The organism is Amycolatopsis sp. NPDC003861 (genome assembly GCF_053605405.1).
The window spans coordinates 40024-65438 of the sequence record NZ_JBSGJD010000017.1 but is presented as its reverse complement, the minus strand read 5'-3'; the positions used below and the strand labels follow the sequence as shown (position 1 = coordinate 65438).

Annotated in this window: 23 protein-coding genes; 13 read left to right on the top strand and 10 right to left on the bottom strand. The window is 72.4% G+C overall.

Annotated features, from left to right (window positions below; genetic code table 11):
• Positions 1-110: 110 nt before the first annotated feature.
• Positions 111-644 carry a GNAT family N-acetyltransferase gene (locus tag ACWEVN_RS07360; protein WP_452050610.1) on the top strand — a complete coding sequence of 178 codons (534 nt, stop codon included), beginning with the start codon at positions 111-113 and terminating at the stop codon, positions 642-644.
• On the opposite strand, the gene ACWEVN_RS07355 is transcribed toward ACWEVN_RS07360, so the two are convergent.
• The gene (locus tag ACWEVN_RS07355) at positions 634-1101 is read right to left on the bottom strand and encodes a nitroreductase family deazaflavin-dependent oxidoreductase (protein ID WP_449681252.1); all 468 of its coding nucleotides are present in this window, start codon (positions 1099-1101) and stop codon (positions 634-636) included. The two genes, ACWEVN_RS07360 and ACWEVN_RS07355, sit on opposite strands and share 11 nt — an antisense overlap.
• A 41-nt stretch (positions 1102-1142) precedes the next feature.
• Between ACWEVN_RS07355 and ACWEVN_RS07350 the strand changes: the two genes are divergently transcribed.
• The 4 genes from ACWEVN_RS07350 to ACWEVN_RS07335 all read left to right on the top strand — a co-directional run bounded on the left by ACWEVN_RS07350 (position 1143) and on the right by ACWEVN_RS07335 (position 3794).
• Complete coding sequence (locus tag ACWEVN_RS07350; RefSeq protein WP_452050609.1) at positions 1143-1772, top strand: class I SAM-dependent DNA methyltransferase; 630 nt, start codon at positions 1143-1145, stop codon at positions 1770-1772.
• Between the two features lie 95 nt (positions 1773-1867).
• Positions 1868-3046: a PucR family transcriptional regulator gene (locus tag ACWEVN_RS07345; RefSeq protein ID WP_449681053.1), complete on the top strand. Its 1179-nt coding sequence runs from the start codon at positions 1868-1870 to the stop codon at positions 3044-3046.
• A 56-nt stretch (positions 3047-3102) separates the two neighbouring features.
• Complete coding sequence (locus ACWEVN_RS07340) at positions 3103-3582, top strand: DUF2975 domain-containing protein (protein WP_449681054.1); 480 nt, start codon at positions 3103-3105, stop codon at positions 3580-3582.
• Complete coding sequence (locus ACWEVN_RS07335; protein ID WP_310967346.1) at positions 3582-3794, top strand: helix-turn-helix domain-containing protein; 213 nt, start codon at positions 3582-3584, stop codon at positions 3792-3794. The genes ACWEVN_RS07340 and ACWEVN_RS07335 overlap by 1 nt, the downstream gene beginning before the upstream one ends.
• Here ACWEVN_RS07335 and ACWEVN_RS07330 read toward each other — a convergent pair.
• Positions 3791-4261 (bottom strand): MarR family winged helix-turn-helix transcriptional regulator, encoded by a 471-nt coding sequence (locus tag ACWEVN_RS07330; RefSeq protein WP_449681055.1) that lies wholly within the window; start codon positions 4259-4261, stop codon positions 3791-3793. The genes ACWEVN_RS07335 and ACWEVN_RS07330 overlap by 4 nt on opposite strands.
• A gap of 89 nt (positions 4262-4350) precedes the next feature.
• Here ACWEVN_RS07330 and ACWEVN_RS07325 point away from each other — a divergent pair, with 89 nt between their 5' ends.
• Positions 4351-4758, top strand: coding sequence for a RidA family protein (locus tag ACWEVN_RS07325; RefSeq protein ID WP_449681056.1), 408 nt, complete (start codon positions 4351-4353; stop codon positions 4756-4758).
• A 4-nt stretch (positions 4759-4762) separates the two neighbouring features.
• Here the strand turns inward: ACWEVN_RS07325 and ACWEVN_RS07320 are convergent, their stop codons facing one another.
• The gene (locus ACWEVN_RS07320; RefSeq protein WP_452050608.1) at positions 4763-5260 is read right to left on the bottom strand and encodes a hypothetical protein; all 498 of its coding nucleotides are present in this window, start codon (positions 5258-5260) and stop codon (positions 4763-4765) included.
• 260 nt (positions 5261-5520) lie between these two features.
• Here ACWEVN_RS07320 and ACWEVN_RS07315 point away from each other — a divergent pair, with 260 nt between their 5' ends.
• On the top strand, positions 5521-6588 hold the full coding sequence (locus tag ACWEVN_RS07315; RefSeq protein ID WP_452050607.1) for a DUF3068 domain-containing protein: 1068 nt from the start codon (positions 5521-5523) through the stop codon (positions 6586-6588).
• A gap of 1 nt (position 6589) precedes the next feature.
• Here ACWEVN_RS07315 and ACWEVN_RS07310 read toward each other — a convergent pair whose 3' ends face one another.
• The gene (locus ACWEVN_RS07310) at positions 6590-7285 is read right to left on the bottom strand and encodes a class I SAM-dependent methyltransferase (protein ID WP_449681059.1); all 696 of its coding nucleotides are present in this window, start codon (positions 7283-7285) and stop codon (positions 6590-6592) included.
• Between the two features lie 161 nt (positions 7286-7446).
• Between ACWEVN_RS07310 and ACWEVN_RS07305 the strand changes: the two genes are divergently transcribed.
• Positions 7447-8679 (top strand): glycosyltransferase family 4 protein, encoded by a 1233-nt coding sequence (locus tag ACWEVN_RS07305; protein ID WP_452050611.1) that lies wholly within the window; start codon positions 7447-7449, stop codon positions 8677-8679.
• A gap of 896 nt (positions 8680-9575) precedes the next feature.
• Here the strand turns inward: ACWEVN_RS07305 and ACWEVN_RS07300 are convergent.
• Positions 9576-9758, bottom strand: a complete 183-nt coding sequence (locus ACWEVN_RS07300; protein ID WP_310967336.1) for a hypothetical protein — start codon at positions 9756-9758, stop codon at positions 9576-9578.
• 3 nt (positions 9759-9761) lie between these two features.
• On the bottom strand, positions 9762-11444 hold the full coding sequence (locus tag ACWEVN_RS07295; RefSeq protein WP_452050606.1) for a hypothetical protein: 1683 nt from the start codon (positions 11442-11444) through the stop codon (positions 9762-9764).
• Positions 11445-11514: 70 nt separating this feature from the next.
• Here ACWEVN_RS07295 and ACWEVN_RS07290 point away from each other — a divergent pair, with 70 nt between their 5' ends.
• Positions 11515-12753: a lipopolysaccharide biosynthesis protein gene (locus ACWEVN_RS07290; protein WP_452050605.1), complete on the top strand. Its 1239-nt coding sequence runs from the start codon at positions 11515-11517 to the stop codon at positions 12751-12753.
• A gap of 70 nt (positions 12754-12823) precedes the next feature.
• Here the strand turns inward: ACWEVN_RS07290 and ACWEVN_RS07285 are convergent, their stop codons facing one another.
• Positions 12824-16834, bottom strand: a complete 4011-nt coding sequence (locus tag ACWEVN_RS07285; protein ID WP_452050604.1) for an alpha-(1->3)-arabinofuranosyltransferase domain-containing protein — start codon at positions 16832-16834, stop codon at positions 12824-12826.
• A gap of 127 nt (positions 16835-16961) precedes the next feature.
• Between ACWEVN_RS07285 and ACWEVN_RS07280 the strand changes: the two genes are divergently transcribed.
• The gene (locus tag ACWEVN_RS07280) at positions 16962-17612 is read left to right on the top strand and encodes a class I SAM-dependent methyltransferase (RefSeq protein WP_449681063.1); all 651 of its coding nucleotides are present in this window, start codon (positions 16962-16964) and stop codon (positions 17610-17612) included.
• Positions 17613-17654: 42 nt separating this feature from the next.
• Here the strand turns inward: ACWEVN_RS07280 and ACWEVN_RS07275 are convergent, their stop codons facing one another.
• A complete protein-coding gene (locus tag ACWEVN_RS07275) occupies positions 17655-19397 on the bottom strand; it encodes an ArnT family glycosyltransferase (protein WP_452050603.1) in 1743 nt (580 codons plus the stop codon).
• 11 nt (positions 19398-19408) lie between these two features.
• A complete protein-coding gene (locus ACWEVN_RS07270; RefSeq protein WP_449681065.1) occupies positions 19409-20989 on the bottom strand; it encodes a substrate-binding and VWA domain-containing protein in 1581 nt (526 codons plus the stop codon).
• A 220-nt stretch (positions 20990-21209) separates the two neighbouring features.
• Here ACWEVN_RS07270 and ACWEVN_RS07265 point away from each other — a divergent pair, with 220 nt between their 5' ends.
• The gene (locus tag ACWEVN_RS07265) at positions 21210-22007 is read left to right on the top strand and encodes a hypothetical protein (RefSeq protein ID WP_449681066.1); all 798 of its coding nucleotides are present in this window, start codon (positions 21210-21212) and stop codon (positions 22005-22007) included.
• 3 nt (positions 22008-22010) lie between these two features.
• On the opposite strand, the gene pdxR is transcribed toward ACWEVN_RS07265, so the two are convergent.
• The gene (gene pdxR / locus ACWEVN_RS07260) at positions 22011-23399 is read right to left on the bottom strand and encodes a MocR-like pyridoxine biosynthesis transcription factor PdxR (RefSeq protein ID WP_452050602.1); all 1389 of its coding nucleotides are present in this window, start codon (positions 23397-23399) and stop codon (positions 22011-22013) included.
• Positions 23400-23446: 47 nt separating this feature from the next.
• On the opposite strand from pdxR, the gene ACWEVN_RS07255 reads away from it, so the two are divergent.
• Positions 23447-23905: a carboxymuconolactone decarboxylase family protein gene (locus ACWEVN_RS07255; protein ID WP_449681068.1), complete on the top strand. Its 459-nt coding sequence runs from the start codon at positions 23447-23449 to the stop codon at positions 23903-23905.
• On the top strand, positions 23902-25275 hold the full coding sequence (locus ACWEVN_RS07250; RefSeq protein WP_452050601.1) for an MFS transporter: 1374 nt from the start codon (positions 23902-23904) through the stop codon (positions 25273-25275). The genes ACWEVN_RS07255 and ACWEVN_RS07250 overlap by 4 nt, the downstream gene beginning before the upstream one ends.
• Positions 25276-25415 lie beyond the last annotated feature (140 nt).

The following is a 25415-nucleotide window of genomic DNA, read 5'->3' as shown; positions in this document are numbered from 1 at the left end:
AGCGGGTGCAGCCGCCCGGTCCAGGCGCCCGCGGCGAGCACGACGGCTTCGGCGTCCGGGAGTTCCTCGACGCGCTCGCGGACGAACCGGTCCCGGCGTAACGTCCTGGTATGGAGACCCCGTTGAGCACCGACCGGCTCGTGATCCGGGACTGGACGCCTGCCGACGCCGAAGCCGCGTTCGCCATCTACGGCGCGGAAGACGTCACGCACTGGCTGACCCCGGCCATGGACCGCGTCGGCGACATCGGCGCGATGCGCGCGGTGCTGCACGCCTGGCAGGAAGCGCAGCCGAACCTGCCGCCGCCGCGGGGGCGGTGGGCCATCGAGCGCAAAGAGGACGGTGCGGTGATCGGCGGCCTCGGCATCCGGCTGCTGCCTCCGTTCGAAGAGGACCTCGAGCTGAGCTGGCAGCTGGCGCCCGGCGTGTGGGGCAAGGGTTACGCGTCCGAGGCGGCGACCGCCCTCATCGAATGGGCTTTCACGCAGGACACCGAGGAACTGTTCGCCGTCGCGCGGCCGAACAACACGCGGGCGATCGCCGTCGCCAAGCGGCTCGGCATGAACTGGGTCGGCGAGACCGACAAGTACTACAACCTGCGGCTGCAGGTGTACCGGATCCGGCACACCGACCTCATCGGCTGACCGGCTCCAGCAGGAACACGCGGATGTCCCGGTGTGCGGCCCGCACGGCGTACCGGTCGTACGCGGGCCAGTACGCCGCCACCGCGTCCCACATCTCCTGGCGCTCGTCCCCGGTCAGGAGCCGCCCGGTGACGTCGATCGTGCGCCCGTTCAGCGCGACCGTCGCCGCCGGGTGGGCCAGGAGGTTCGCCGACCACGCCGGGTGCGCCTCGCCGCCCCAGTTCGAGCCGATGACGACGTACCCCGTCTCCCGCGCGACGTACAGCAGCGGCACCTGGCGGGGTTCGCCGCTGCGCCGGCCGATCGTCGTGAGCAGCAACGTCCGGAGCCCGACCGCCGCGCCGACGCCGACCCGGCCGCCGCTGATCCGCAGCAGCACCCGGTCGGCCGGCACGAGCGCCCGCCCGAGCACCGCGAACGCCCTGCTCTTGCCGAACCCGGCGAAGACACCCCGCAAACCAGCCACGGCGCGATCCTAGGTCTGGCAGAGTCCCGGGCATGACGCGCCCCGAAACCGCCGCCGAAGTCTTCGACGCGCTCGGCACCGACTACGAGCACGCCTTCCGCACCGCGACCGGGCACCGCGCCGCCCTCACCGACCTGCTCGACGCCTTGCCGCCGGAAGCGGAGGTGCTCGACCTCGGTTCCGGCACCGGGCGTCCCACCGCGGAATCCCTGGTCGCCGGCGGCCACGACGTCACCGGGTACGACGTCGCCCCGAAGATGGTCGAGATCGCGCGCAGCCAGGTGCCCGCCGCCCGGTTCGAGCTCGGCGACATGCGCGACCTGTCCTTCGCGGACGCCACCTGGGACGCGATCACCGCCTTCTTCTCGATGCTCCAGCTCCCCCGGGCCGACCAGGAGACCATGTTCGGCCGGCTGGCGGCCTGGCTGAAGCCCGGCGGCCTGCTCGTCTTCGCCACCGTGCCGGCCGACGTCGACGGCGTCGACATCGTCTTCATGGGGCACCCGGTCCGGGCCTACAGTTTCGCCGCCGGCCCGCTGAAGGAGCGGCTGCAGGCCGCGGGCCTGGAAATCGTCCGCGCGGACGAGGCCGAGTTCGTGCCCGACCACCCCGGCGCCGGCCCGGAGCCGCACGTCTACCTGACCGCGCGCAAGCCGGCCTGAGCCGTCAAGAGCTCACGACGTCGATCACCCGGTGGACATGAATTTTGCTCAAGTTCGTGCGTGTCCCGGGCGGCGGACCCGAGCTAAAGTGAGGAATGGGCATCGAAGCTCCGGCCAGGCCGGTCTCTCGCGAACACCGCGAACTGGTCCGCGAGATGCTGACCCGGCTGCCGGAGTTCGCCGACCGCCTCGCCCGGCTGCTCAGTGAGCAGGACGAGTTCTACCGGCAGGTGGCCGACGCCGCCCCGGACGAGCTGCGGCAGGTCTGCGAAGCCAACCTCGAACGCGCGCTGACGGCGCTGGCCGAAGGCCGCGGCCTCTCCCTCGACGCCGCCCGCAAGACCGGCCTCGCCCAGGCGCGCCAGGGCATCCCGCTGCCGGCCGTGCTGCGCGCGTTCCGGATCGGCGGCACCTTCGTCTACGAAGGACTCCTCGAGCTCGCGGGCCCGGAATTCCTCAACCCGGCGCGGACGATCGAGATCAACTCCTACGTCTGGAAGGCGATCGACTACTACTCGGAGGCGCTGACCACCGCGTACGAGGAGGTCGCGGCCGAGCCGTCGCACGCCAACGCGCGACTGCTGGACGACCTGTTGCGCGGCCGGCTCGCCGGGCAGGCCGAGATGGAGGCCGCGGCCCGCGAGCTGGGCCTGCCGACCGCGGGCATGTTCGTCGCCGTGGTCACCGAACGCGTCGAGCCGGACGAGCACGACTCCGTCGAGGCGCTGCTGCGGGCGCGGCGCTGGCGGTCGGCGTGGCGGCCCGGCGGCGAGGCAGGCCTGGTCGCCATCGACCGGATCGAGGACGTCCGGCGGCTGCGCGACGTGCTGGGTTCGCTGCCGGTCGCGGCCGGGATGAGCCGGCCGTTCACCGGCTTCCCCGACGTCCCGGACGCCCTGCACCGGGCCCGGATCGCCCGCCGTTCGCTGCCGGCGGCGACCGCGGGCGTGGTGGTGTTCGGCGATTCGCCGGTGACGACGCTGGTGGCGGCCGCGCCGGGGATGGCCCGCGACGTCGTCCGCTCGGCGCTGGCCGGCGTGCTCGCCCTGCCGGGCGCGGAGCGCAAGGTCCTGCTCGACACGCTGCTGGCCTGGTTCGCCGGCCACGGCTCGGCGAAGGACGCCGCGGACCGGCTGTTCGTACACCCCAACACGGTCCGCTACCGCCTGCGCCGCGTGCAGGAGCTGACCAAGCGCGACCTCACCGACCCGGTGGACGTCGGCGAGCTGTACGTCGCCCTCGAGTCGGTCCGCCTTGATCCCGAGCCGGATTGATCGCTTTTCGATCACTACCGATTGACTTTCGATAGGAACCCGGCGATAGTCGGCGCATGGTTACCGAGAAGTGGGCTGTCGCCGCGCTCAGAGTGTTCCTCGTGGTGCTGTTCGGCGTCCTCGTCGTGTTCCAGACGTTGTCGCTGCCGGGCGGGATCGCCTACCACACGCAGCAGAACCCGCACGACGCGCCGCTGCGCTGGCCGTTGACCGCCATCGCGGTGTTCCTGGTGCTGTGCGTCGAGGTGGTGGTCGTCGCGACGTGGAAGCTGCTGACCCTGGTCAAGAAGGACCGGATCTTCACCACGGCATCGCTGAAGTGGGTGGACGCGATCGTGTGGTCCGTCGCCGCCGCGTGGCTGGTGTTCGTCGGCATGCTGCTCTTCGTCGGCTTCAACGCGGACGACCCGGGCATGCCGATGCTGCTGTTCCTGGTGACCGTGGCGATCACGGTGATCGGCCTGCTGATGGTGGTCATGCGCGCCCTGCTGCGCCAGGCGACCACGCTCCGGTCCGACCTGGAAGCGGTCATCTGATGCCGATCGTCGTGCGCATCGACGTCGAACTGGCCAAGCGCAAGATGAGCGTCGGGGAGTTCGCCGAGAAGGTCGGCCTCACGCCGGCCAACATCGCAGTGCTGAAGAACGGCCGCGCGAAAGCGGTCCGCTTCAGCACGCTGGAAGCGATGTGCCGGGTGCTCGGCTGCCAGCCGGGAGACCTGCTGGAGTGGGTCGAAGAAGACCTCTAGCCCAGGTCGGCGGGCCGGACGCGCAGCTTGGCGGCGATCCGGGCGAGCGCCTGCTGGTCAGCCGCGGTGAGCGGGTCGAGGACGTCCAGGACGCTGCGCACGTGCGTCGGCGCGGCGGCCTCGACCACCTCGAACCCGGCGTCGGTGAGGGCGACCAGGGTGTACCGGCCGTCGCCGGGATCGGGCGAGCGCGCGACCCAGCCGCGCTGCTCGAACCGCTTGACCACATTGGACAGCCGGGACAGGGAACCGTTGGCCAGGTAGGCGAGTTCACTCATCCGCAGGCGGCGCTCCGGCGCCTCCGAGATGTGGCTGAGGGTGAGGTACTCGAAGAGCGTCAGGCCGGCTTCGTGCTGCAGCGGCGCTTCAAGGCGGCCCGGGAGCAGCAGGATGAGCGAGACCAGCCCGGTCCAGGCGTCCTTTTCGGCCGGGCTGAGCCAGCGCGTGCCTCCGTGATCCGTGCCCATGGGTGGCACCCTATCCGCCGCGGGATGACTTCACGCTTGAAGTTGTGCTAGCTTGACTTCAAGCGTGAAGTCAATCGGAGGAGACGTTCGTGTTTTTCGTGACCCCGGGCTACGGCCCGCGCCACCTGGCCGCCCTGCACTACAGCCAGGCGGTCCGCATCGGCAACCGCGTCGAGATCTCGGGCCAGGGCGGCTGGGACGACGACACGGTGTTCCCGGAGGACCTCGAAGAGGAGATCGTCCGGGCGTTCGACAACGTGGAGCGCACCCTGGCCACGGCGGGCGCCACCTGGGCGGACGTCGTCTCGGTGGATTCGTTCCACCTCCCCACGGCGGACGACACCATCGGCGACGACCACACGCGGGTGATGGTGGCGCAGTTCCGCAAGCGCATGGGCGACCGGGCCCCGATCTGGACCCAGCTCGGCGTGGCGGCGCTCGGCGCGCCGGGTATGCGGGTCGAGATCCGGGCGACGGCGATCCTCGGCGAGGACTGACCGGCTAAGCCGCGTCGGCTTCGACCAAGCGGGCCAGCTCCAGCAGCGCGCCCTCGAAGCCCGGGCCCGCCGTCAGAGCCACTTTCAGCGGGCCGCCTCGGCGGTCGCGCCCCACCGGGAGCGTCACCGCCGGCTCCGTCCACTGGGGACGGTCCACTCCGGCCGAAACCACCACGTCCGGACGGGCCGGGCGCGACCGCCGGCCGCCCGCGTCGAGGTCCAGTACCACGTTCCCGTGCAATGAAAGCAGGGCCGCGACGTCCGCCACCGCGTCCCGCAGCTCCCGGTCGGCGATCGAGTCCGAATGCGCTCCGATCGCCGGCCGGGACGCGGCTGCGCCCCGGTCCAGCCGGGGGACGATCGCCGCGAGGTCGCCCGAGGCGCACGTCACCACCCGGATTCCGGGCACGCCCGCCAAGGGGTCGGTGAGGGTGATTCCCGCGCTCGCGGCCGCCGCCACGATCCGGGCCCGCCAGCGCGCGGTCGCCGCGATGGCGACCATCGAGGGGTCCTGGGGCAAAAGGGATTTTCTCCTTCTCGGTCCGGCGCGGCGGCTGGGGATCGTCCGATGGTGAGCCCGGGCCCGTTGTGCCCGGGAACAAACATGTTTGGTCGCTTGGTCCGAACGGCCGTGCGCATGCGACCTTCCGGTCGCACCGGACGTCTGTGACCGCCGGTCACACTTTGACGCGCGACGTGGCGCGGGCCACTATCCGTGCACCTGATTACCGCCGGGTAATTTGTGTCCACCCAGGAGGACCGTTGCGACGAGCTGTGGGCCTGATCTTGCTGGCGCTGGGGGTCTTCGCGGTCGCCGGGGCGGTGCTGTTGCCGACCTACGTCTACCCGAAGCTCGCCAAGGTGCCGCTCGACCAGGATTCGACGTCGGTGCTGGAAGGCACCGCGAGCAAGGTCCTCGCCGTGACCGACAAGGGCACCGGCCCGGTCACCGAGATCCGCGAAATCGCGAAGCTGACCGCCACCGCCCGTGTCCAGGCGAACTTCGCCCGGCCGGAGATGCACGCCGACACCGACTACGCGGTCTGGCTGCTCGCGGTGCAGGTCAAGGACGACTCCGACGGCACCGTGATCACCGCGAGCAAGCGCCAGGTCTGCTTCGACCGGCGCACCGCCGAGGGCTACGACCCGCGCGGCGCGGCCGACCCGAGCTGCACGAAGGAAAGCAGCTACGTCACCGAGCTCAAGGACAAGGCCGACAAGGACGGCCAGAAGCCGCCCGAGCAGAACATCTACAAGGCCCAGCCCGGCCTGAACTTCAAGTTCCCCTTCGGCACCGAGCAGAAGGACTACCCGGTCTACGACGACAACACGGGCAAGGCCGTCACCGCCCGGTTCACCGGCGTCGAGGAGGTGAACGGGATCGAGACCTACAAGTTCGTGCAGGACATCCCGGACACCAAGCTCGAGACGAAGTCGGTGCCCGGCTCGCTCGTCGGGGCCACCGAGTCGAGCGTCGACGCGGACCTGTACTACCGCGGCGTCAACACGATGTGGGTGGAACCGGTCACCGGCGTCGAGGTGAAGCAGCAGCAACAGCAGCACCAGGAACTGCGCCGCGCCACCGGCGGCACGCCGACCGTCGTGTTCGACGGGACGCTCGCCTACAACGGCAAGACGATCGCGCAGATGGTCGACCAGATCGACGCGAACAAGGGCAAGCTGGAGTTCCTGTCGAGCACCGGCCCGCTCTGGCTCGGCATCGGCGGCGGGGTGCTGATCCTCGTCGCGGTCTACCTGCTGGTCCGCCGCCGCCCGGCCCCGCCGCCGGCGCCGAGGCAGCGGCGCCAGGCGGTCTACGCCCGCACCTGAATCAGCGTTTCCGCAGCACCAGGACCAGATTCCAGGACGCGATTTCGCGGAGGCCGGGAATCCGCACGATCCACATCGCCCAGCCCGGGTGGTACCGCGGATACCCGGCCACCAGATCGGCGAGCGGCGTCGCCTTCGCCCAGCGGAGCGCGGCGCCGACCGAAACCGGGAACAGGCTTTCGCCGAATTTGTTCTTCGGTTGCTTCCCGAGTTTCCGGGCATAACGCTGCCGGGCGTAATGCCCGCCGAGGAAATGCCACGGCGCTGTCTCGTGACCGCCCCACGGCGAATACCACGGGGTGAACGACGCGAAGACCGTGCCGCCGGGCTTGGTCACCCGGCACATCTCGTCGAGCATGACCCACGGCTCGGAGACGTGCTCCAGCACGTTCGACGAGTAGCAGATGTCCACGGATCCGGTGCGCACCGGCAGTTCCGTGCCGCTGGCGCGGATCATGTTCTCCCCCGGCTCGCCGCGGGCGGACAGCTCGCCGACGTCCGGGTCGAGGCCCAGGTAGACCGCGCCGGCCGCGCGGAAGGCGTCGGAGAAATACCCCGGCCCGCCGCCGACGTCGAGCACCGTGCGCCCCGGCAGCGGAGCGTGCGAGGCCAATTGCCGGACGGAGTCGGCGGCGAGCGCGGAATAGAAGCCGTCCGGGTCGGTCTGCTCGGTGAGGAATGTCCGGAACAGGGTCACGGACCGGCGGAGCGTGGCGCGATGCGGTTGCGCCGTCGCGACGAGAACCGGATTACCTACCATTGAACCGTCGCTTTCCGGAATACGTTCATCTAGGGTGTACGCACCAGTAACCTAGCACCGTCGCTACAGTTTGGAAAAACCCGATGCAACGTCCTCGTGTGCTCCTCCTCAACTGGCGCGACACCGGCCACCCCGAGGGCGGCGGCTCCGAGCGGTACGTCGAGCGGATGGCCGAAGGCTTGGCCAGAGCGGGGTACCGGGTCGAGATCCAGTGCGCCGCCTACCCGGGGGCGACCGCGGGCGAGTGGCGCGACGGCGTCCGCTACCGGCGGCGCGGCAACAAGTTCGGCGTCTACCTGCACGCCCTGCGCGCGATCCGCCGCGCCCGCGCCGACCTCGTGGTGGACGTGCAGAACGGGATGCCGTTCTTCGCCCGGCTGGTCGCCGGCTGCCCGGTGCTGGTACTGGTCCACCACGTCCACAAGGAACAGTGGATCAGCGCGCTCGGCGAGACCCTGGGCCGGGTCGGCTGGTGGATCGAGTCGCGGCTGGCGCCGTGGCTGTTCCGCAAGTGCTCCTACGTCACGGTTTCCGAGGTCACCAAGGCGGAACTGGCGGAGCTGGGCGTCGGCCGCGAGCGCGTCACGGTGGTCCCGAACGGCCTCGACGCACCCCCGCCGTGCGCGTCCGGACGGGACCGTGAACCGACCCTGGTCGCGGTGAGCAGGCTGGTGCCGCACAAGCGGATCGAGCACGCCATCGACGTCGTCGCGCGGCTCGCGCGACGCTGGCCGTCGCTGCGGCTGGAGGTCGTCGGGCAGGGGCCGTGGGACGAGGTCCTGCGCGACCACGCGGCTTCGCGCGGGGTCGCCGACCGGGTCGTCCTGCACGGCTGGGTCGACGAGCAGGCCAAGCACGAGATCCTCGCGCGCTCGTGGCTGCACCTGTGCCCGTCGGTCAAAGAGGGCTGGGGCATCGTCATCATGGAGGCCGCGGCGCACGGCGTCCCCTCGGTCGCCTACCGCGCCGCCGGCGGCGTCACCGAGTCCATCGTGGAGGGCCGGACCGGCCTGCTGGCCGACGACTTCGACGACTTCACCGCGCAGGTCGACGGCCTGCTCGCCGACGGTCTCCGCCGCGCGGAGATGGGCCTGGCGGGCGCCGAGCGGGCCGGGAAGTACAGCTGGGACGCCAGTGTCGGCCAGTTCGAGTCACTGGTGCGGGACGTCTCCGGGCAGCCGGTCCCCCGGCCCCGGACCCTGGTCCCGTACCGCGTCCCGGAACTCGCCGAGGAGCCGGGCGGCCGCGGCCGCGTCGAAGTCCTTGCGGCGGGCCCGCACGGTGACCGTGGTCCGGCCGCCGGTGGTCGCCGCGCCGAACGCCACGCCTGACCGGCCGCTCGCCGCCGGGTAGAAAGCCAGCGTCCGCACGGTGTCCCCGGTGGACACCACACCGAGGTTCGACACCAGGAACGTGGACCCGAGCCGGCTCGCCAGCAAGCGCGTGCCCAGCCGGGCCAGGCGGCTGCTGCGGGCCGGGAAGTCCGGCTCCGGCGGCTGGGCCCGCAGGACCGCGGCGACGTCCGCGCCGCGCGCCAGCCGCAGCCGGAAGAACGCGCTGTCGTGCACCGGTTCCGGCGCCGCACCGGACCTCCGTGACGCGCCCAGCGCAGCCACGACCCGGGCCGTGCGGGCGCCGTGCGCGCGGTTCCAGCGTTCGGTGGCGCGGGCGGCGGCCGCGACGAACCCCGCGGCCCCCAAGCGCAGGCGGGGCTCGTGGCAGGCCACGAAGACGTCTCCCACGCCCTCGCTCCCGCGGTCGGGCGTGATCCGGCCCGGTGGCGCGAAAAGCGCCTCAGCGAGCCGCTGGAGGGCCGAAAGGGCAAAGGGTTTGCCGCCGGTCCGTTCGCCGATCCCGCGCGCCCCCGAGGAAACCGGGACGTCGAGGAGGATGCCGAGCAGGGACAGCAGGCCGAGGCCGTCGAGGGCGCCGTGGTGCGCGGCGATGAGGAGCGTCTGCTCGCCGACGGCGACGCGCACCAGCGGCGCGTCCCGTGCGTAGGGCGCCGAAGCGAAGCGATCCCGGACTTCCGCCAGGTCGCCGATCCGTTCGATTCCGGGCAGCACACCGAGATGCGGGTACTGCTGGATGGCGGCCGCCAGCCGCGCCCGGAGCTTCTCCGGTTCCGGTGCGGCCGCGCCGAGTTCCGCTTCGAGGAGGATGCTCCAGGAAACGGTGGGGTCGCCGTAGAGCCCGACGACGCGGTGGGCGTGGTCGGAGGCGAGCGTCAGTGGTCCCCGTAGAGCTTGAGCGGGTGGTCGGCCGGGTTGTACTTCACCTGCGCGTTGAGCTTCTCCTGCACCGGAGCGGCGGTGTCCGGGTTGGCCGAGGTGATGAGGGCGAAGCCCCCCGCTGTCGCCGCTCCGCCGCCGATGATGACGGCGACGATCGCGCCGATGACCGTGCCCACGTGTCACTCCTTCCACGGCGGGAGAATCCTGCCGCGGCCCAATGTACGCATCGGTAACATGCGGCACAACACTGCGACGCACAGCAACGTGAGCGCTACTCCGTTCGCCAGCAAGGCGGGCGCCCACGAGATCGCTTTCACGGCGGGCTCACCCGGGGTCCGGTAGAGCGTCAGCCACTCACCCGACCACACCGGCGTCGCGCCGGTGAGCAACCGCGAGTCGACGTAGCCGGGTGTCCCGTGTTCGACGAGGATCCAGCCGATGCCGGCGTCGGTGAGCTCCCGCGCGGACGCCGCCGCGTTGACGTCCCCGATCCGCGGGTCCTCACCGGCGATCCGCTCGGCACCGACCAGCAGGGTGTCGTCCATCAGCACGGGTTTCGGCAGCACGCGCGGCGCCGGGTCGAGCTGGGTGCGGCCGTCGTTCCACGCGAACCCGCGGAACGCCGAGAGCGGCAGCACGAGCACGTCGCCGGGCCGGTCACCGAGCTTTTCGGACACTGCCTGCCAGTCGGCCGGATAGTGCGCGGTGGCCAGCCGTCCCCAGCCGCCCCAGGCGAGGTCCGGCATGGTCAGCAGCGGGAAGACGACCGCCGCCGTCACCAAGCCGACGCGTCCCCGCGCGGTGTTCAGCTTCGCCGCGGCGGCTTCGACGGCCAGCGCGAAACCCAGGGCGAGCGGCAAGGCCCACCAAGCCACCCATTTCTGGGCGTCCCGCAGCAGTCCGGCGCCGGGCAGGTACCGCGTCGCGGCGGTGAGCAGCGTGTCGCCACCCGGCAACGTCGCCAGCGAAGCCAGGAGCACGCCGAGGACGCCGAGAGCCGTCAGGGAGCGGACCGGGGCCTTCCCCCAGCGGCGCGCGAGTGGCCACAGCCCGGCGACCGCTACGGCGACGACGACGAGCGTCAGCAGGGGAACCAGCGGCACGGACCGGCTTTCCGGGACCGTCTGGGCGTTCCAGATGCCGCCGAGGCCCAGCACGCTCAGCAGGGCGGGGCCCCAGCTTTCGGCGCGGGCGCTGAACGCCGACACGCCGGCCGGGTCGGAGAACGTGCCGCCGGCGTTGCGGAACGTCGGGACCAGCCAGGGCAGGTTGAGCGCGATGGCGAGCGGAACCGTCTGCCACAGCCGCCGCGAACCGGCGGCCACGACCATGACGGCCGCCGCGAGGACGCCGCCCGGCGGGGTCAGCACGGCCGGGGCGCCGGCGATCACCAGCCGCGGCAGGCCACCGGGTTCGTGCGCGCGCACGGCGAGCCCGGCGCCGACGAGCCACGGCAGGGCCGCGTAGGTCAGGAGCAGCGGCCAGTGCCCGATGAACAGCCGCTCGGCGACGTATGGCGTCCAGGCGTAGGCCGTCGCGGCGACGAGCCGGGTGCCCAGGTGTTCGGTGGGGACGAGCCGTCCCGCGCCGAGGGCGGCGAAGAAGATGGCCAGGAGCAGGACGAGCTTCTGGACGATGTCGCCGGGCAGCACGGTGGTGGCGAGCGCGACGGCGGCGTCGGCGGGAACCGACCGCGGCAGCGTGCTGCCGACCCCGAAGGCGTCCGGCACGAAGTACTGCCGGGGCGCGAACACCATGTCGTAGCTCAGGACGAACCCACGTCCGAGCAGGGGCCCGCAGACGGCGAACGCCAGCGCGGCCGCCAGCACGGGAAGGGCCAGCCGCCTGCCCGGTGCGTCCACGGCCCTTCCTTTCCGTTGCGTGCGCGGTTATGGTCCCTGGTCATTACCCACCGGTAACGGGAGCCCGCCGTTGAGCGTAGACACCGAAGTCCCGGCCCGGACGGGCAACCGGGTCGCGGCGATCCTCGTCTCGCTCGCGCTCGCGGGCAACAACGCGGCCAGTTACGTGCTGAGTCTGGCCGCCGCGCGGATCCTCGCGCCCGGCGCGTTCGGAGAGCTGAGCTCGCTGCTGGCGGTGCTGGTGATCGGCGTCGTCCCGGCGATGGGCCTGCAGACGGTGGTGGCGCTGCGGGTCGCCCGCTCGCCGTCGCTGTCCCAGGGTTCGCTGTTCGCGCTGGGCTTGGTGACGAGCGCGATCGTCGCGACGACGGCGTTGATGCTGAGCCCGTTGCTGGTGCTGTTGCTGCACCTGGGTTCGCTGGCCCCGGCGCTGCTGGTGACGGCGGCGCTCGGGCCGTTGACGCTGCTGGGCGTGTTCCACGGGCTCCTGCAGGGCAGCCACCGGTTCGCCGTGCTGTCCGGCCTGATCGCGCTGGAGGGCGCCGGCAAGGTCGGCGGATCGCTGGTGGGGCTGGTGCTTTCGGGGTCCCCGACGGGGGCGCTGGCCGGCGCGGCGGTGGGTTCGCTCGCGGTGGTGGTGGCGGGCTGGCAGCTCTGCGGCCGCCCGCGGCCCCGCTGGGCCGACCGCCACGGCAGCGAGGTGCTGCACACGGCGCAGGCGATGCTGGCGCTGGTGCTGCTGGTCAACCTGGACCTGGTCCTGGCGCGCCACACGCTTCCGGCGGGCGAGGCAGGCGAGTACGCACTCGGGGCGATCGTCACGAAGATCGCGTACTGGCTGCCGCAGGCGGTCGGGGTGCTGGTGCTGCCGCGGTTCGCGGTGTCCGACCGCCGTCGTCGGGTGCTGCCGGTGGCGCTGCTGGTGTGCGGCGGGCTGGACGCCTTGGTGCTGCTGGTGTCGCTGGTGCTGGGCCCCTCGCTGCTGGCGGTGATCGGCGGCGCGCGGTACGCGGGCAGCACGATGGCGGTGTGGCCGTTCGCCCTGGCGGGTTCGATGCTGGCGCTGGTCCAGATCTTGCTGTACGCACGGCTGGCCGACGGCGACCGCCGCGTGACGGTGCTGATGTGGTCGGCAGTCGCCGCGGAGGCCCTGCTCATCACGACGTGGCTGCACGGATCACCCACCCAGGTGGTCACCGCGGCGACGTGCACGGCAGGCGCGTTGGCCGCGGCCGGCGCGTGCCTCGAGTTCCGCCCGCGTGACCGAACCCGGAACTCGCGTGATCAGCCCCGTAACTCGCGTGATTGAAGCCGGATCTCGCGAGTTACGGCCTCAATCACGCGAGATCCGTCTCCCATCACGTGGGTTACGGGGCTGATCACGTGGGTTCCGTCGGGTTTTGCTTTCGGGCGAACCAATCCACGCACGTTGCGACCATGGCGGCTGCGGCGAGCAGGAGGGCGGCCTGGGTTACCGGGCCGTAGGCCCACTCCTGGCCGTGGCCGAGGATGCGGCCCGTCACCGAGACCACCGCCGCCACGGCCATGCCGCCGAACGCCAGGTACCTCGGCGCGCGCTCCGAGAACTGGCGGGCCAGCAGGCACGCGATCAGCAGCACCACCGGCAGCATCCCGCCCAGCGCCACCAGCAACCCGATCAGCACCACCGGGATCCAGGCACCGCCGGGTGAGATCGTGAACCGGCGACGGCTGCGGGCCGGCCAGGCCACGCCCACCAGCAACAGCAGCACCGCCGCCGCGCCGATCAACAGGCTCAGGCGGTAGTGCGCGTCCGGCGTGAACGACAGCGACACCACGCCGCCCGCTCCCGCCGGGACGATCCAGGCCTGCTGCCAGCCGTCCACCCGGGTGCGGGTCAGCTGCTGTCCGTCCAAAGTGGCCGTCCAGCCCGCGTTCGCGTTCTCCGGGACGGCCAGCACCGCCTCCGCGCCCGGCCCCACCGTCACCGACCGCGACGCCGCGTCCCAGGCACCCACCTGTACCGCCCGGTGCACCGGCGGCGACGTGCTCCCCGCCGGCTTCAGCCACAGGTCCTGGACGACGAACGACTCCGACCGGTCCGTCCGCAGCTCGTGCCCGCCCGCCGGCAGCGCGATGCCGCCCTCCGAATCGCGGCACATCCCCAGCGTCAGCGGCCGGTGCTCGGTGATGTCGGACAGCTTGCCCTGCACCGACGTCCGGTAGTCGAGCCCGTCCAGGTGGATGTTCGGCCCGGACCCGCACGGCACGGTGAACGCCGGGTCCGGCGCCGGGAGCAGGCCGTCGCTGCCGGACAGCGTCAGGCTGCCGACGCCCACCACCGCGCGCGCCGCGGGATCGTCGTCGTCGCCCGGCAGCACGAGCTGCAGCTGGTCGGTGTCCAGGGGCTCGAAGGACGCCGACCCGCTCGCGTCGAGCTGCACCGTCCGCGTCCCGGACCGGCCGGTCAGCTCCACCTGCCGGGGTGCCCGCGCGCCACTGGCGGGCGAAACCTCGATGCGCAGCCCCGAAATCCGCTTCGGCGACGGCCACCCGAGGGTCAGCGTCGGCCGCAGGTCGGTGACGTCGGGGCGCCACGTCGTCCCCGGATCGCCGTCCACCGCCGCGAACCCGGCCGCCGCCGGGTCGCCGCCCAGCTGGGACGTCGACGCCACGGTGACCCCCGGCAGCGACACCGGGTTGCGGCCGCCGCCCGCCGGCAGCACCGAACCGCCGACCAGGTACGTCTGCTCCGCCGGCGTGCTGAACAGCCGCCGGATCCCGTCGGGCTCCTCGCCGTCGCGGGCGGCCGTGGCGTCACAGCGCACGGCGGCACCCAGCGGCAGGCACGCGTACCGCGGCTGCTGACCGCGGGTGAAGGCGAACCCGGGGGCCGGCCCGGTCGGCAGGTCCGCGGGCACTTCCAGGGCGCGCTGCGGCTCGGTGCCCGGGATCGTCAGCTCCGCGATGCCGACGTTCCCGTCCTGGCGCCCCACCACCAGCGACAGCAGCGTGATCCGCACCTTGCGGGTCAATCCGGCGGCGACGGCGTACTCGTGCGGCCCGGCCCCGCGGATCACCGGCTGGTCGACCGAACCGTTGTCGGTCGTGATCCGGATCCGCGTCGGCGGCCAGCCCACCCGCAGGTCGTCCACCATTTCCAGCTGGACGGTGTTCACCAGCCGCGGGGTGTCCAGTTCGACCTCGAGCCACTGGCCGATCGGCCCGGTGAACGACGACGAGTGCCACGCCGTGCGCGGGTCGCCGTCGATCGCCGCGAACGGCTGGTGCGAGGGATCGGACCCGCCGAAGGCGTCGGCGAACGACGCCGCCGTCGACGCCGTCACCGAGCGGATCCCCCGGTACGCGGCCACGGTCTGGTGCTCCTGGCCCGGGAACGGCAGCAGGTCGCCCGCCGCGCGCTGCTGCCGGTAGGCCTCGCCCGCGGTCAGCGTCTGGCTGAGGTTGTCGCGGACGCCGCCGACGTTCCGCTCGGCCCGGCGCAGGCCGTCGGTGACCAGCCGCGGGCCGCCGGGGGACCCGCCGTCGCCGGTGAGCACGGTCGGCGTCGCCGGGTCGAGCTGGCCGGAGTCGATCAGCGGCAGCAGGTTCTCCGGGCCGCCGCTCACCGTCGGCACGTCCGTGGTGGCCGTCGCGGTGGCCAGCGGCAGCGGCTTCCGGACCTCGTAGACTTCGAGGGGGCCGAACGCGGCCGCCTTGGCGATGCCCGGCGAGCCGGCCAGCCCGGCGCGCAGGGTCGCGATCGGCGGAGCCGCGGTCCGTTCGCGGTCGATGTCGTTGCGCAGCAGCAGGAACCGGTAGCCGGAGCGCGCGAGCAGCGCGGCGAGCCCGGGATCGCCGCGGCCGTCGGCGAGCGCCGCGTCCACCGAGTCCATCAGCCGCGTGTTCCCTTCGGACCCCAGCGGCACCTGGTTGCGGACCGCCCACGGGCTGCGCGCGATCGCCTGCGCGGGCTCGTCGACCGTGCGGCCCCAGTCGTATTCGCCGAAGCCGGTGGCCGGCAGCAGCAGCGTCCGCGCGTTCGGGTCGGCCTTGGCGACGTACCCCATCGCGTCGTACCAGTAGCCGGGAACTTCGTTCCAGCCCGGGCCGGACCGCAGGTTCAGCAGCCACGCCGGCGCGGCCATCACCAGCACCAGCAGCAGGCCCAGCGCGGGCCGCAGGAACCGGCGCGCGGACCGCACCGGCAGGGGGCTGGAGATGCCGTGCACGAACGCCAGCATCAGCGGCAGCCGCAGCACCGGCTCGAACTTGTGCACGTTGCGCAGCGGCGCGAGGGGCCCGTCGAGCAGGTGCCGGACCTGCTCGGCGAGCGGGCTGTCGAGCGTGCCGACGTACCCGATGGTCAGCAGGGTCAGCCCGGTGACCACGCCGAGCACGAGGAACCGCCGGTCCGGCAGGCCGCGCCGGGTCAGCCCGAACAGGCCGACGCCGGCGACGAGCCCGGTGGCGAGCATCAGCACCGGGTTGTCGATCAGCGACCAGCCCCCGGGCCACCACGGCGTGCCCTGGACGACGTAGGCGACCCACTGGTTGGTGCCGCGCAGCACCTCGAACAGCGACATCGGCGCGGTCGTGTTCGTCGCCGACTCGATGTAGTCCAGGAACGGCAGGCTGTACTCGCCGAGCAGCAGCAGCGGCAGGATCCACCACAGCGTCGCGCCGACGACGAAGACGAACCACCACAGCACGAGCTCGACGTGCGCCCGGGTCCAGCGGCGGGTCAGCAGCCACAGTCCGGGGAGGACGAGCGCCATCACGACCATCGCGCCGTTGACCCCGCCCATGCCCAGCACGGCCAGCGCGGACAGCCCGGCGGCCCGCCGCGGCGAGCCGATCGCCCCGGCCCGCACGAGCGGCACCAGCACCCACGGCAGCAGCACGGCGGGCAGCATTTCCGCGGACAGGCCGCCGATTTCGGTCAGCATGCGCGGCGCGAGCGCGTACCCGAGCGCCCCGATCAGCCGGGTGTGCTCGGGGCCGATCTTCATCGCCCGCGCGAGCAGCAGGGCGCCGCCGAACGCGGCCGAGAGCAGGACCGCGCCCCACAGCCGTTGCGCGATCCACGCGGGCACGCCCACGGCCTGGCACAGCGCGAAGAACGGGCCCATCGGGAAGAGGTAGCCGTACGCCTGGTTCTGCAGCTCCCCCGCGGTCGCCTCCGGGTTCCACAGGTGCAACGCGCGGCCGAGGAAGGCGAGCGGGTCGACCGCGAGGTCCAGTTTGGTGTCGAACGTCGTCTTCCCCGGCATCTGCAGGAAGGACAACGTGGTCAGGGCCAGCACGATCCAGGTGCTGGGCCGGCGGAAGAACGCGCCCACCGAGAACTTCCGGGCGCCGCTCGAGGGCGGGGCGTCGTCCCGGGTGCGTTCGCGGGTGGCGGTTACCATCCGGTAGATACTAGGCCGAAACCTGGCTACCATGTGCCGACGATTTTCCCGAGTCCCCCGAACTCCTGGCAGGTGCGCCATCTCCTTCGAAGATGCCTGGGCTCTGGCCGAGCCGGTCAAGGGCTGGATGACGCGCGCGCAGGGCGAAGCGCTGTGGGACGCCGCGTGCCGCCTCGAAAAGGGTGACGTCGTCCTGGAAATCGGCAGCCACCAGGGCCGTTCCACGATCGTCCTCGGCGCCGCGGCCCGCACGGCCGGGGCCACGGTGATCGCCGTCGACCCCTTCGTGGACGGCCGGTTGTTCGGCGGATCGCCGACGCGGCAGCTGTTCGAGCGCAACATCCGGCGGGCCGGGCTGGACGACGTCGTCGAGCTCGTCGCCGGTTACAGCACGAAACTGCGCCCTGACTGGGACCGGCCCATACAGCTGCTTTACATCGACGGCAAGCACGACTACTGGACCTACACCGACGACCTGCGCTGGTCGGCGCACCTGCCGCCGGGTGCGGAAATCCTGGTCCACGACTGCTTTTCGTCCATCGGCGTCACGCTCGGCACGATCGTGAAGGTCCTCTTCGGACGGCGGTACACCTATCTGGACCGGGCCACGTCGCTGGCGCGGTTCCGGCTGGCGCCACCGTCCACGGCGGACCGGCTGCGCGTCCTGGCGCAGCTGCCCTGGTTCCTGCGCAACGTGGTGCTCAAGGTGCTGCTGCGCCTGCGGTTGCGGCCGGTCGCGCGGCTGCTCGGCCACGACAGCCCGTACGACCCCTACTGAGCCCTCCCACGAGCGTCGTGAGTGGAAAGGAGGGTTAGAACCCTACTTACCACTCACGACGGGCTTTCCGATTTCGATCTTCGCCAGGCACACGGGCGCGCCCGGGCTCGACAGCTGCACGCCGATGTGGTCGTACAGGCCGTCCACCGGCAGGTACAGCGAGTGCAGCCCGGCCTGGAACCACACCGGCGTCCGCTCGATCAGCCCTTCGCCACCGTCCGAGGTGTAGTAGTCGAGCTTGAGCAGGTGCCGGCCGAGCACCGGGGTGTCCAGCGGGATGCGCACCAGCGTCTCGCCGATCGTGTTCCCGCAGTTCGGCACCGGCCCGGGCAGGCTGCGGGAAACCGGTTCCACGCCGGTGATCAGGTGCGGGGTACCGGTCGCGTCGAGCTGGTGCATCCGGTTCGTCGGCTGGTCGAAGTGGGTGCCGGGCAGCAGGCCCGCCACCCGCGACGCCCGCGAGTCCGCCCCGAACCATTCGTGCACCACATCGGACGGCACGAAGGTGTCGTAGAACACCAGGTCCGGATCTTCGGCGACGGCCGCGCGCACGTTTCCCAGGTACTGCCCGGAATGTTCGAACCGCAGCGCCGGGGCGAGCCGGGAAAAGCCCACCGCGGAGCTGACGAGCAGAAGCACGCACACGACTAGGGCGATCGGCCGCTCACGCCTTCCGCCGGACGGCGCACCCGGCGAAAGAAAGGCGAACGCGCCGCACAACGCGGCCACCAGCGCCAGATCGGCGACGTACCGGGGGTCGTCACCCGCCCCGGGGCCGACTTCGCGCAGGCGGGTCAGCGCCAGCAGAGCGACGTCCACGGCGAACACCGCCGCGAGCAGCGCCCAGGCGCCCCACGCCCGCCGTCCCCCGATGCGCACGCCGGCGACCACCACGGCCACCGTGGCCGCCAGCAGCGCGACGACGACCACGAACGGCGACGGCGCCCAGGTCGCGCCCGCCCCGGGGCCGGACCACGGCCCGCCGGCCAGCCCGGGCAGCAGGGTGTCGCCGAGCATCCGGCCGGTCAGGTCGGCGACGGTGCCGGCCGACATCGGCTGCTCCCCCTGGCCGACCTGGCTCGACGTCGCCACGAAGAAGACGATCACGAACGCGGCCAGCAGCACGGCTTGGGCCGCCCAGTAGCGGACGTGCTCGCGCCACGACCGTCCGAGCAGGACGGTCACCCCGGCCAGCAGCACCGGGATCACCGCGGCCTTCTCGTAGAACGCCAGGCCGAACAGCGTCCAGGCGAAGGCGCCGAGCCACCAGCGCCCGCCGTCCTGCAGGTACCGGACGTGGGCGTGCAGCGCCCCGGCGGTGGCCAGCACCACCGGGACGAGCTGGATGCCGTAGGACCACCACAACGTGGGGACCAGCAGCAACGTCGACGCGGTGAACACGGTGAACGGCACCAGGATCGCCCAGCGGCGGCCGAAGCAGCGCACCAGCAGGCACCAGAACAGCACCGTCGCGACGGCCCGCATGAGCAGCAAAGGCGCCATGAGCAACGGGAAGTTCAGCGGCGCCCACCAGGTCAGCACGGCGGCCAGGAAGAACCCGCCGGGCTGCAGGTGGCCGTGGTAGTCCTGGAACAGGTAGCCGAGGTCGAACGGGCCGGCCGCGGCCGCCTGGTGGGTGACGACGAAGTCGTCCTGGGCGAGGCTGCCGTGCAGGGCCGCCCAGACGTGGAAAGCGAGCGGCACCACCCCGGCGACGAAGGCGGCGATGACCACTGTGGACGGTCTTCGGAGCACCCGGGGCGCGGGCTGTTCGGTCTGCACCAACACGGGGGTCCTCACTTCTTGCAGGCGGGCGGCTGGCACATGAGCTTGCTCAGTGCCTGGTAGAAGACGTCGGAGATCTTGCGCGGGTCCGGCGTGGTGAAGGATTCGCCGCCGGTCGCGGCCGAGATCTGCTTCAGCTCGCTCGAATCGATGTCCGGGCCGATGCCGATCCCGATCACCGGCAGCGGTTTCCGCGGGTCCTGCAGCCGGCCCAGCTCGGACAGCAGGCCGGGCAGCCCGATCGAGTCGCTGTCCTCGTTGCGGCCGTCGGTGAGCACGACGACGACGTTGATCCGGCCGAGCTGCCAGCTCTGCCGGGCGTTCTGGTACGCGGCGAGGATCGAGTCGTACAGCCCGGTCGCGCCGCCGGGCTTCGGCTTGACCGCCTGCAGGGTCGCCACCCCGCCCGCGGCCAGCTGCTCGGCGATCGACCGCATCGGCAGCAGTTCCTTGTAGTCCTTGGTGCCGTCGAGCTTGGTCGAGAACAGCCAGAGGCCGATCTCGGTGGTCGGCTTGAACAACCCGAGCCCCTGCGTCGCGGCTTCGAGGGTCAGCGACATCCGGCTGCGGCCGGTGCCGGGCACGGTGGCGGCCATCGAGCCGGACACGTCGAGCAGCACCTGGACACGGGCGCTGAGGTTGGCCCCGGCCCAGGCCTGGAGCACGCCGTACATCGCTTCGGGCGCGGGCGGCCCGGCCGGGCGCGGGCCGGCGTCCGTGCGGGTGTCGCGCGGCCGATCGCCGAGCAGCTGCCCGGACGGCGTCCGGAACCCGCCATCCGCGAACGCCTTGGTGGCGGTCTGGTCGAGCAGCAGCCGCAGGAACCGTTCGGCCGCCGAGCGCGAGGCTTCCGAAGCGCGCGGGAGCACGACGTACGGGTAGTCGAAGCTCGGTACCCCGGCGGCGGGGTAGGCGGCGACGAGCTTGCGCGCCAGCACCGACTGCTCCGAAGCCGGCCACGCGGGGTACGGCTGCTTCACCGCCGAAAGCTTGCGGATCTCCTCGGTGAACGCCGCGGCCGGATCGGGCGCGTTCTTGGTCACCTGCTGCAGGCCGATCAGCGCCCCGATGGCGGCCGGGTCCCGGGCCGGGTCGGGCAGCCCGACCGGGCTCCCGGCGAGGACGTCGGCCCAGGACGGCGACTTCCCGGGCCAGCCGGCCCGCTTGGCGACGTCTTCGGTCAGCGCCAGCACCACCGGCGAACTCGCCACCGGCTGGCCGGACTCGGGGAGGTTCCACGCGCCACCGTCGCGGGCCTGCAGCAGCCAGGTGCTCGACTCCGGCACCCAGACGTCCGGGCCGTTCGCGCCGTTGGCCTCGAGCGCGGTCGCGGTGGCTGTCGACGGGCTCGCGGTGACGTCGACGGAGTAGCAGTCCCGCGCCGGGACGGTCCGGGCGAGCTCGGTCAGCACCGGCGCAATGTCCGGCGCGGCCGTCAGGTGCACCGGGGTCGTCGTGTCGCAGCCGCCGCCGGCCAGCCGGTTCTTCAGGTAGTCGAACCCGGCCCACGCCAACAGCGCGACCACCAGCAGCGCGCTCAGGACGACGACCCGCGCGTCGATCCGCCGGGCCCGCGCCGGGTGTGCCGCCATGCACGTCCTTCCGTGGTGAGGTGCTGGCAGCTTGCCAGCCGGGTGAGCGGGAAGCCAGTACCGGAAGCGGAACGTCACCACGGGTGCGTGAGCGTCCGGTGAAGGAATGACGTGCTGCGGCCGTTTTGGTGATTGACCGTGTGGTGACGCGGTTCGTGCTTGACCGCCGTCCCACACGGGTAATTGCACGATGGCGAACCCCGGAACGAAAGGCCAGCCCGTGCGCACCATGTACGACGCGGTGACGGCCGCGAACATCCCCGCGGACGCCCGGATGGTCGCGGGCTACATCGACCGGATCAAGCTGCCGCCCTGGACGCCCGCCGACTGGGCGCGGTTTCCCAACGCGGTCAAGGTGACCATCGTCAAGAAAGCGGTGACGAACGACGGGCACGTCCTCGACGTCGAGCCCGGCGACGCCACCCCGGCCGAAGCGCCGGGCTGGGTCCGGATGCGCCGCGCGGCGGGCGCGGACCCGACGATCTACTGCAACCTGTCGACCTGGCCGTCGGTGCGGGCGGCGTTCTCGTCCGCCGGTGTCGCCGAGCCGCACTACTGGATCGCGCACTACAACGGCGATCCCGCCATCCCGGCCGGCGCGGTCGCCAAGCAGTACCGCGGGAACGTCGCCCCCGGCTACGACGTGTCGTCCGTCGCCGACTACTGGCCCGGCGTGGACGGCTCCGGCCCATCGAGTGGAGTGGAGATCATGGAGCGCATCACCGTGACCCCGCCTAACGCCGCGGAGAACGCGGTGCGGGTGTTCCTGTCCGGCAGTTCCGCCGCGGCGGTCATCATCCGCCCCCGCCTCGGCGGCGACGGCTTCGCGAAGCCGATGTGGGTGGGCGACATCTACGCCTGGGGCAGCGACCACCAGGGTGTCGGCCACAACCCGACGAAGACGGGTGGGTACAACTCGAAGCTGACGTCGCACCGGCGCTACGACCTCCCGGGCGCGGTGTGGGCGGACATCAATTACAGCGCGGCCGAGCCGTTCGAGATCGACATCGTCGGGTAGGTCTCACGCGGGCGGCAGCGCGCGGCACAGCGCGTCGACGGCCGCGGGGTAGGCGTGTTCCGGCGGGGTCGCGTAGCCGACGACCAAGCCGTCCATTGTGGACATCGTGCTGTCCGGGTGGCGGAACGCGGCCAGGCCGTCCAGCGCCAGTCCCTGCCACGCCGCGGCCTTCAGCGCCGCTTTCTCGGTGCCCGGCGGGAGCCGCAGCACGGCGTGCAGGCCGGCGGCGATCCCGGTCGGCGTCACGTGTGGTGCCCGCTCGGCGAGCGCCGTGACCAGGTGGTCGCGCCGGCGGCGGTAGTGCTGGCGCATCCGGCGGATGTGCCGGTCGTACCCGCCCGCGGTCAGGAACTCGGCCAGGGTGAGCTGGTCGAGCACACTCGCCCAGGCCTCGCGCTCGCCTTTCGCGGCCAGCACCGGGTCGACGAGGTGCCCGGGCAGCACCAGCCAGCCCAGGCGCAGCGCGGGCGACAGGCTCTTGCTCACCGAGCCGACGTAGACGACGTGCTCGGGGTCGAGGCCCTGGACCGCGCCGACCGGCTTGCGGTCGTAGCGGAACTCGCCGTCGTAGTCGTCTTCGATGAGCACGCCGCCGGTCGCGCGGACGTGCCCGACGACCGCGGTGCGCCGGTCGTGGTGCAGCGGGCCGCCGGTCGGGAACTGGTGCGCGGGCGTCAGGAGCACCCTCGGGACGTCGAGGTCCTCCACGCGGGCGCCGCGATCGTCGAGGTCCAGCGGGATCGTCCGGACGCCGGCGGTGGCGAAGATCGAGCGGTGGAACGCGAGGCCGTAGGACTCGACGGCGAGCGGCCCGCTCAGCACGGCCGGGAACAGCAGCCGCAGGGCGTGCGCGAACCCCGAGCAGACGACGATCCGCTCCGGCGACGTCCGCACGCCGCGGGCGCGCGCGAGGTACTGGACGAGGGCTTCCCGCAGTTCCGGGCGGCCGCGCGGGTCGCCGGGGCCGAAGGCGTCGTGGGGCGCCACTCCGAGCGCGCGCCGGGCGGCGGCGAGCCATTCGGTGCGCGGGAACGCCGTCGCGTCCGGCTGCCCTTGGCGGAGGTTGTACGCCGGTTTCGCCGCGGCCGGTTTCCGGGCCGGCGCCCGGATCGGTTTCAGCGGCTCGGCCCGCTCGGCGACACGGGTACCGGAGCCCTGGACGGCGGTGAGCCACCCTTCGGCGACCAGCTCCGCGTAGGCGTCGGCGACGGTGTTGCGGGCCAGCCCGAGGTCGGTGGCGAGGGAGCGGTAGGGCGGCAACCGGGTGCCGGGGGTGAGCCGCCCGGCGCGGACGGCGTCCCGCAGCGCGGCGATGAGCGCGGCCCGCTTGCTGCCGGGGCCCAGCTCCAGGTGGAGGTCGCGCTCGCCGGAATTGACCCAGTCTTTTGCCACGGAAATGCACCATACACGTGGGTCAAACCGGCCGTAGGTTTCTGGTCATGACGAACTCCCGCATCAACTTCGCCAAGACCGCCCCGAAGGCCTTCAAGGCCCTGATCGGTTTCGACGCCGCGGCTCGCGCCGGGCTCGACCCCGCGCTGGTCGAGCTGGTCCAGATCCGCGCGTCGCAGCTCAACCGCTGCGCGTACTGCCTGCACATGCACACCTCGGACGCCCGCAAGGCCGGCGAAAGCGAGGAGCGGCTGCACCTGGTCGCGGTGTGGCACGAGGCCGGCCACTTCTTCAGCGCGAAGGAGCGGGCGGCGCTGGCGCTGACCGAAGCCGTCACGCAGATCGCCGGGGGTGTCCCCGACGACGTCTACACCCGGGCGCTCGAGGAGTTCGGCGAGGAGGAACTGGCCCAGCTCCTCGCGCTGATCTTCACGATCAACACGTGGAACCGCATCGCCATCACGACGGCGAAGGTGCCGGGCACGGACGAGCGGGTGGCCCGGTGAAGCGCCTGGCGTTGCTGGCCTTCGCCCAGCTGATCATTTCCCTGGACTACAACATCGTGTACGTTGCCCTGCCGGACATCGGCCGCGACCTCGGGTTCGGCGCCCAGAGCCTGCAGTGGGTGGTGAGCGCCTACGCCGTGGCGTTCGGCGGGGCGCTCCTGCTGGGCGGTCGGGCCTGCGACCTGTTCGGCCCGCGCCGGATGTTCGCGCTGGGGAGCCTGCTCTACGCGGTGTCGTCGCTGGCGGGCGGGCTGGCCGGCGATCCCGGCCTGCTCATCGCGGCCCGGGCCGGCCAGGGCCTGGGCGGGGCACTGCTCTTCCCGGCGACGTTGACGCTGGTCAGCACGTCGTTCGCGGCCGGCCGCGAGCGCAACCGCGCGTTCGCGGTGTGGGGAACGGCGGGCGGCAGCGGCATGATCCTCGGCTCGCTGCTGGGCGGGGTGCTGACGCAGGCGTTCGGCTGGGCGGCGGTGTTCTTCGTGAACGTCCCGCTGGCCACGGCCGCGGCGTTGCTCGCCTTCCGGTTGCTGGCCGCGGATCCCGCGCGGGAACCGGGCCGCCGCTTCGACCTCGCCGGCGCCCTGACGCTCGGCACGACCTTGGTGGTGTTCGCCCTGGTCGAAGGCCCGGAGCTGGGCTGGCTCCCGGTCTCGGGCGTGGCCGTGGCGGGCTGCGCGCTGCTGGGCGCGTTCGCCGTGGTCGAGCGCCGCAGCCGCGACCCGCTGCTGCCGCCCCGGCTGCTGCGGGACCGCAACCTCGGGACGGGGGTGGTGGTGACGTTCCTGTACATGGGCACGTTCGGCACGCTGCTGTACTTCCTGACGGGGTACTTCCAGGGCGTGCACGGCTACGGCGCGCTGGCCACGGGCTTGGCGTTCGGCGTCCCGATGCTGGCGATCGCGGCGGGCTCCCAGGCGGCCGGCCGCTGGGCGACCCGTTACGGGACCCGCCCGACGCTGGTGGCCGCGTTGGTGGTGGGCGGTGCCGGAGCGGTGGCGCTGGGGTGCGCGATGACGCTGGAGGCGTCGTACCCGGCGCTGGTCCCGGCGCTGGTGGTGCTGGGGCTGGGCCAGGGAGCGGGCTACACGCTGATGTTCGGCGCCGCGACAGCCGGGATCCCGGCGGCGGACCAGGGCGTGGCGTCCGGAGTGGCATCGACGGCCCAGCAGGTCGGCGGTTCGATGGGGCTGGCGGTGTTCGTGGCGGTGGCCAACGCGGGCACGCACGGGCTGTCGGGCGAAGCGCTGCGGGCGGCCACAGTGGACGGTCTGCGGACGGCGGTTTTCCTGGCCGCGGCGGGGATTGCGGTGACGGCGGTGGCGGCGTTGCGGTTCCGCGGGGCCGCGCGGGCGGCTGTGGTGGCGGCCTGAGCAGCCCCCGGTTTCCACGCTAGCGGAAGGGGCCGACGGTTTCCGGGGCCGGACCGCCCGCTCCGCCCCGTTTTCCCCAAGCTGGTGCGGAAGGGCCACCATCCCCCGGGTGGTGGCCCTTCCGCGGTCCCCTCGGCCGG

Excerpts from the sequence above, each read along its gene's own strand:
- ACWEVN_RS07255 (WP_449681068.1), top strand. The coding sequence starts at position 23,447 with ATGACGAACTCCCGCATCAACTTCGCCAAGACCGCCCCGAAGGCCTTC.
- ACWEVN_RS07345 (WP_449681053.1), top strand. The coding sequence starts at position 1,868 with ATGGGCATCGAAGCTCCGGCCAGGCCGGTCTCTCGCGAACACCGCGAA.
- ACWEVN_RS07285 (WP_452050604.1), bottom strand. The coding sequence starts at position 16,834 with ATGGTAACCGCCACCCGCGAACGCACCCGGGACGACGCCCCGCCCTCG.
- ACWEVN_RS07350 (WP_452050609.1), top strand. The coding sequence starts at position 1,143 with ATGACGCGCCCCGAAACCGCCGCCGAAGTCTTCGACGCGCTCGGCACC.
- ACWEVN_RS07360 (WP_452050610.1), top strand. The coding sequence starts at position 111 with ATGGAGACCCCGTTGAGCACCGACCGGCTCGTGATCCGGGACTGGACG.
- ACWEVN_RS07270 (WP_449681065.1), bottom strand. The coding sequence starts at position 20,989 with ATGGCGGCACACCCGGCGCGGGCCCGGCGGATCGACGCGCGGGTCGTC.
- ACWEVN_RS07340 (WP_449681054.1), top strand. The coding sequence starts at position 3,103 with ATGGTTACCGAGAAGTGGGCTGTCGCCGCGCTCAGAGTGTTCCTCGTG.
- ACWEVN_RS07330 (WP_449681055.1), bottom strand. The coding sequence starts at position 4,261 with ATGGGCACGGATCACGGAGGCACGCGCTGGCTCAGCCCGGCCGAAAAG.
- ACWEVN_RS07335 (WP_310967346.1), top strand. The coding sequence starts at position 3,582 with ATGCCGATCGTCGTGCGCATCGACGTCGAACTGGCCAAGCGCAAGATG.
- ACWEVN_RS07320 (WP_452050608.1), bottom strand. The coding sequence starts at position 5,260 with ATGGTCGCCATCGCGGCGACCGCGCGCTGGCGGGCCCGGATCGTGGCG.
- ACWEVN_RS07280 (WP_449681063.1), top strand. The coding sequence starts at position 16,962 with ATGACGCGCGCGCAGGGCGAAGCGCTGTGGGACGCCGCGTGCCGCCTC.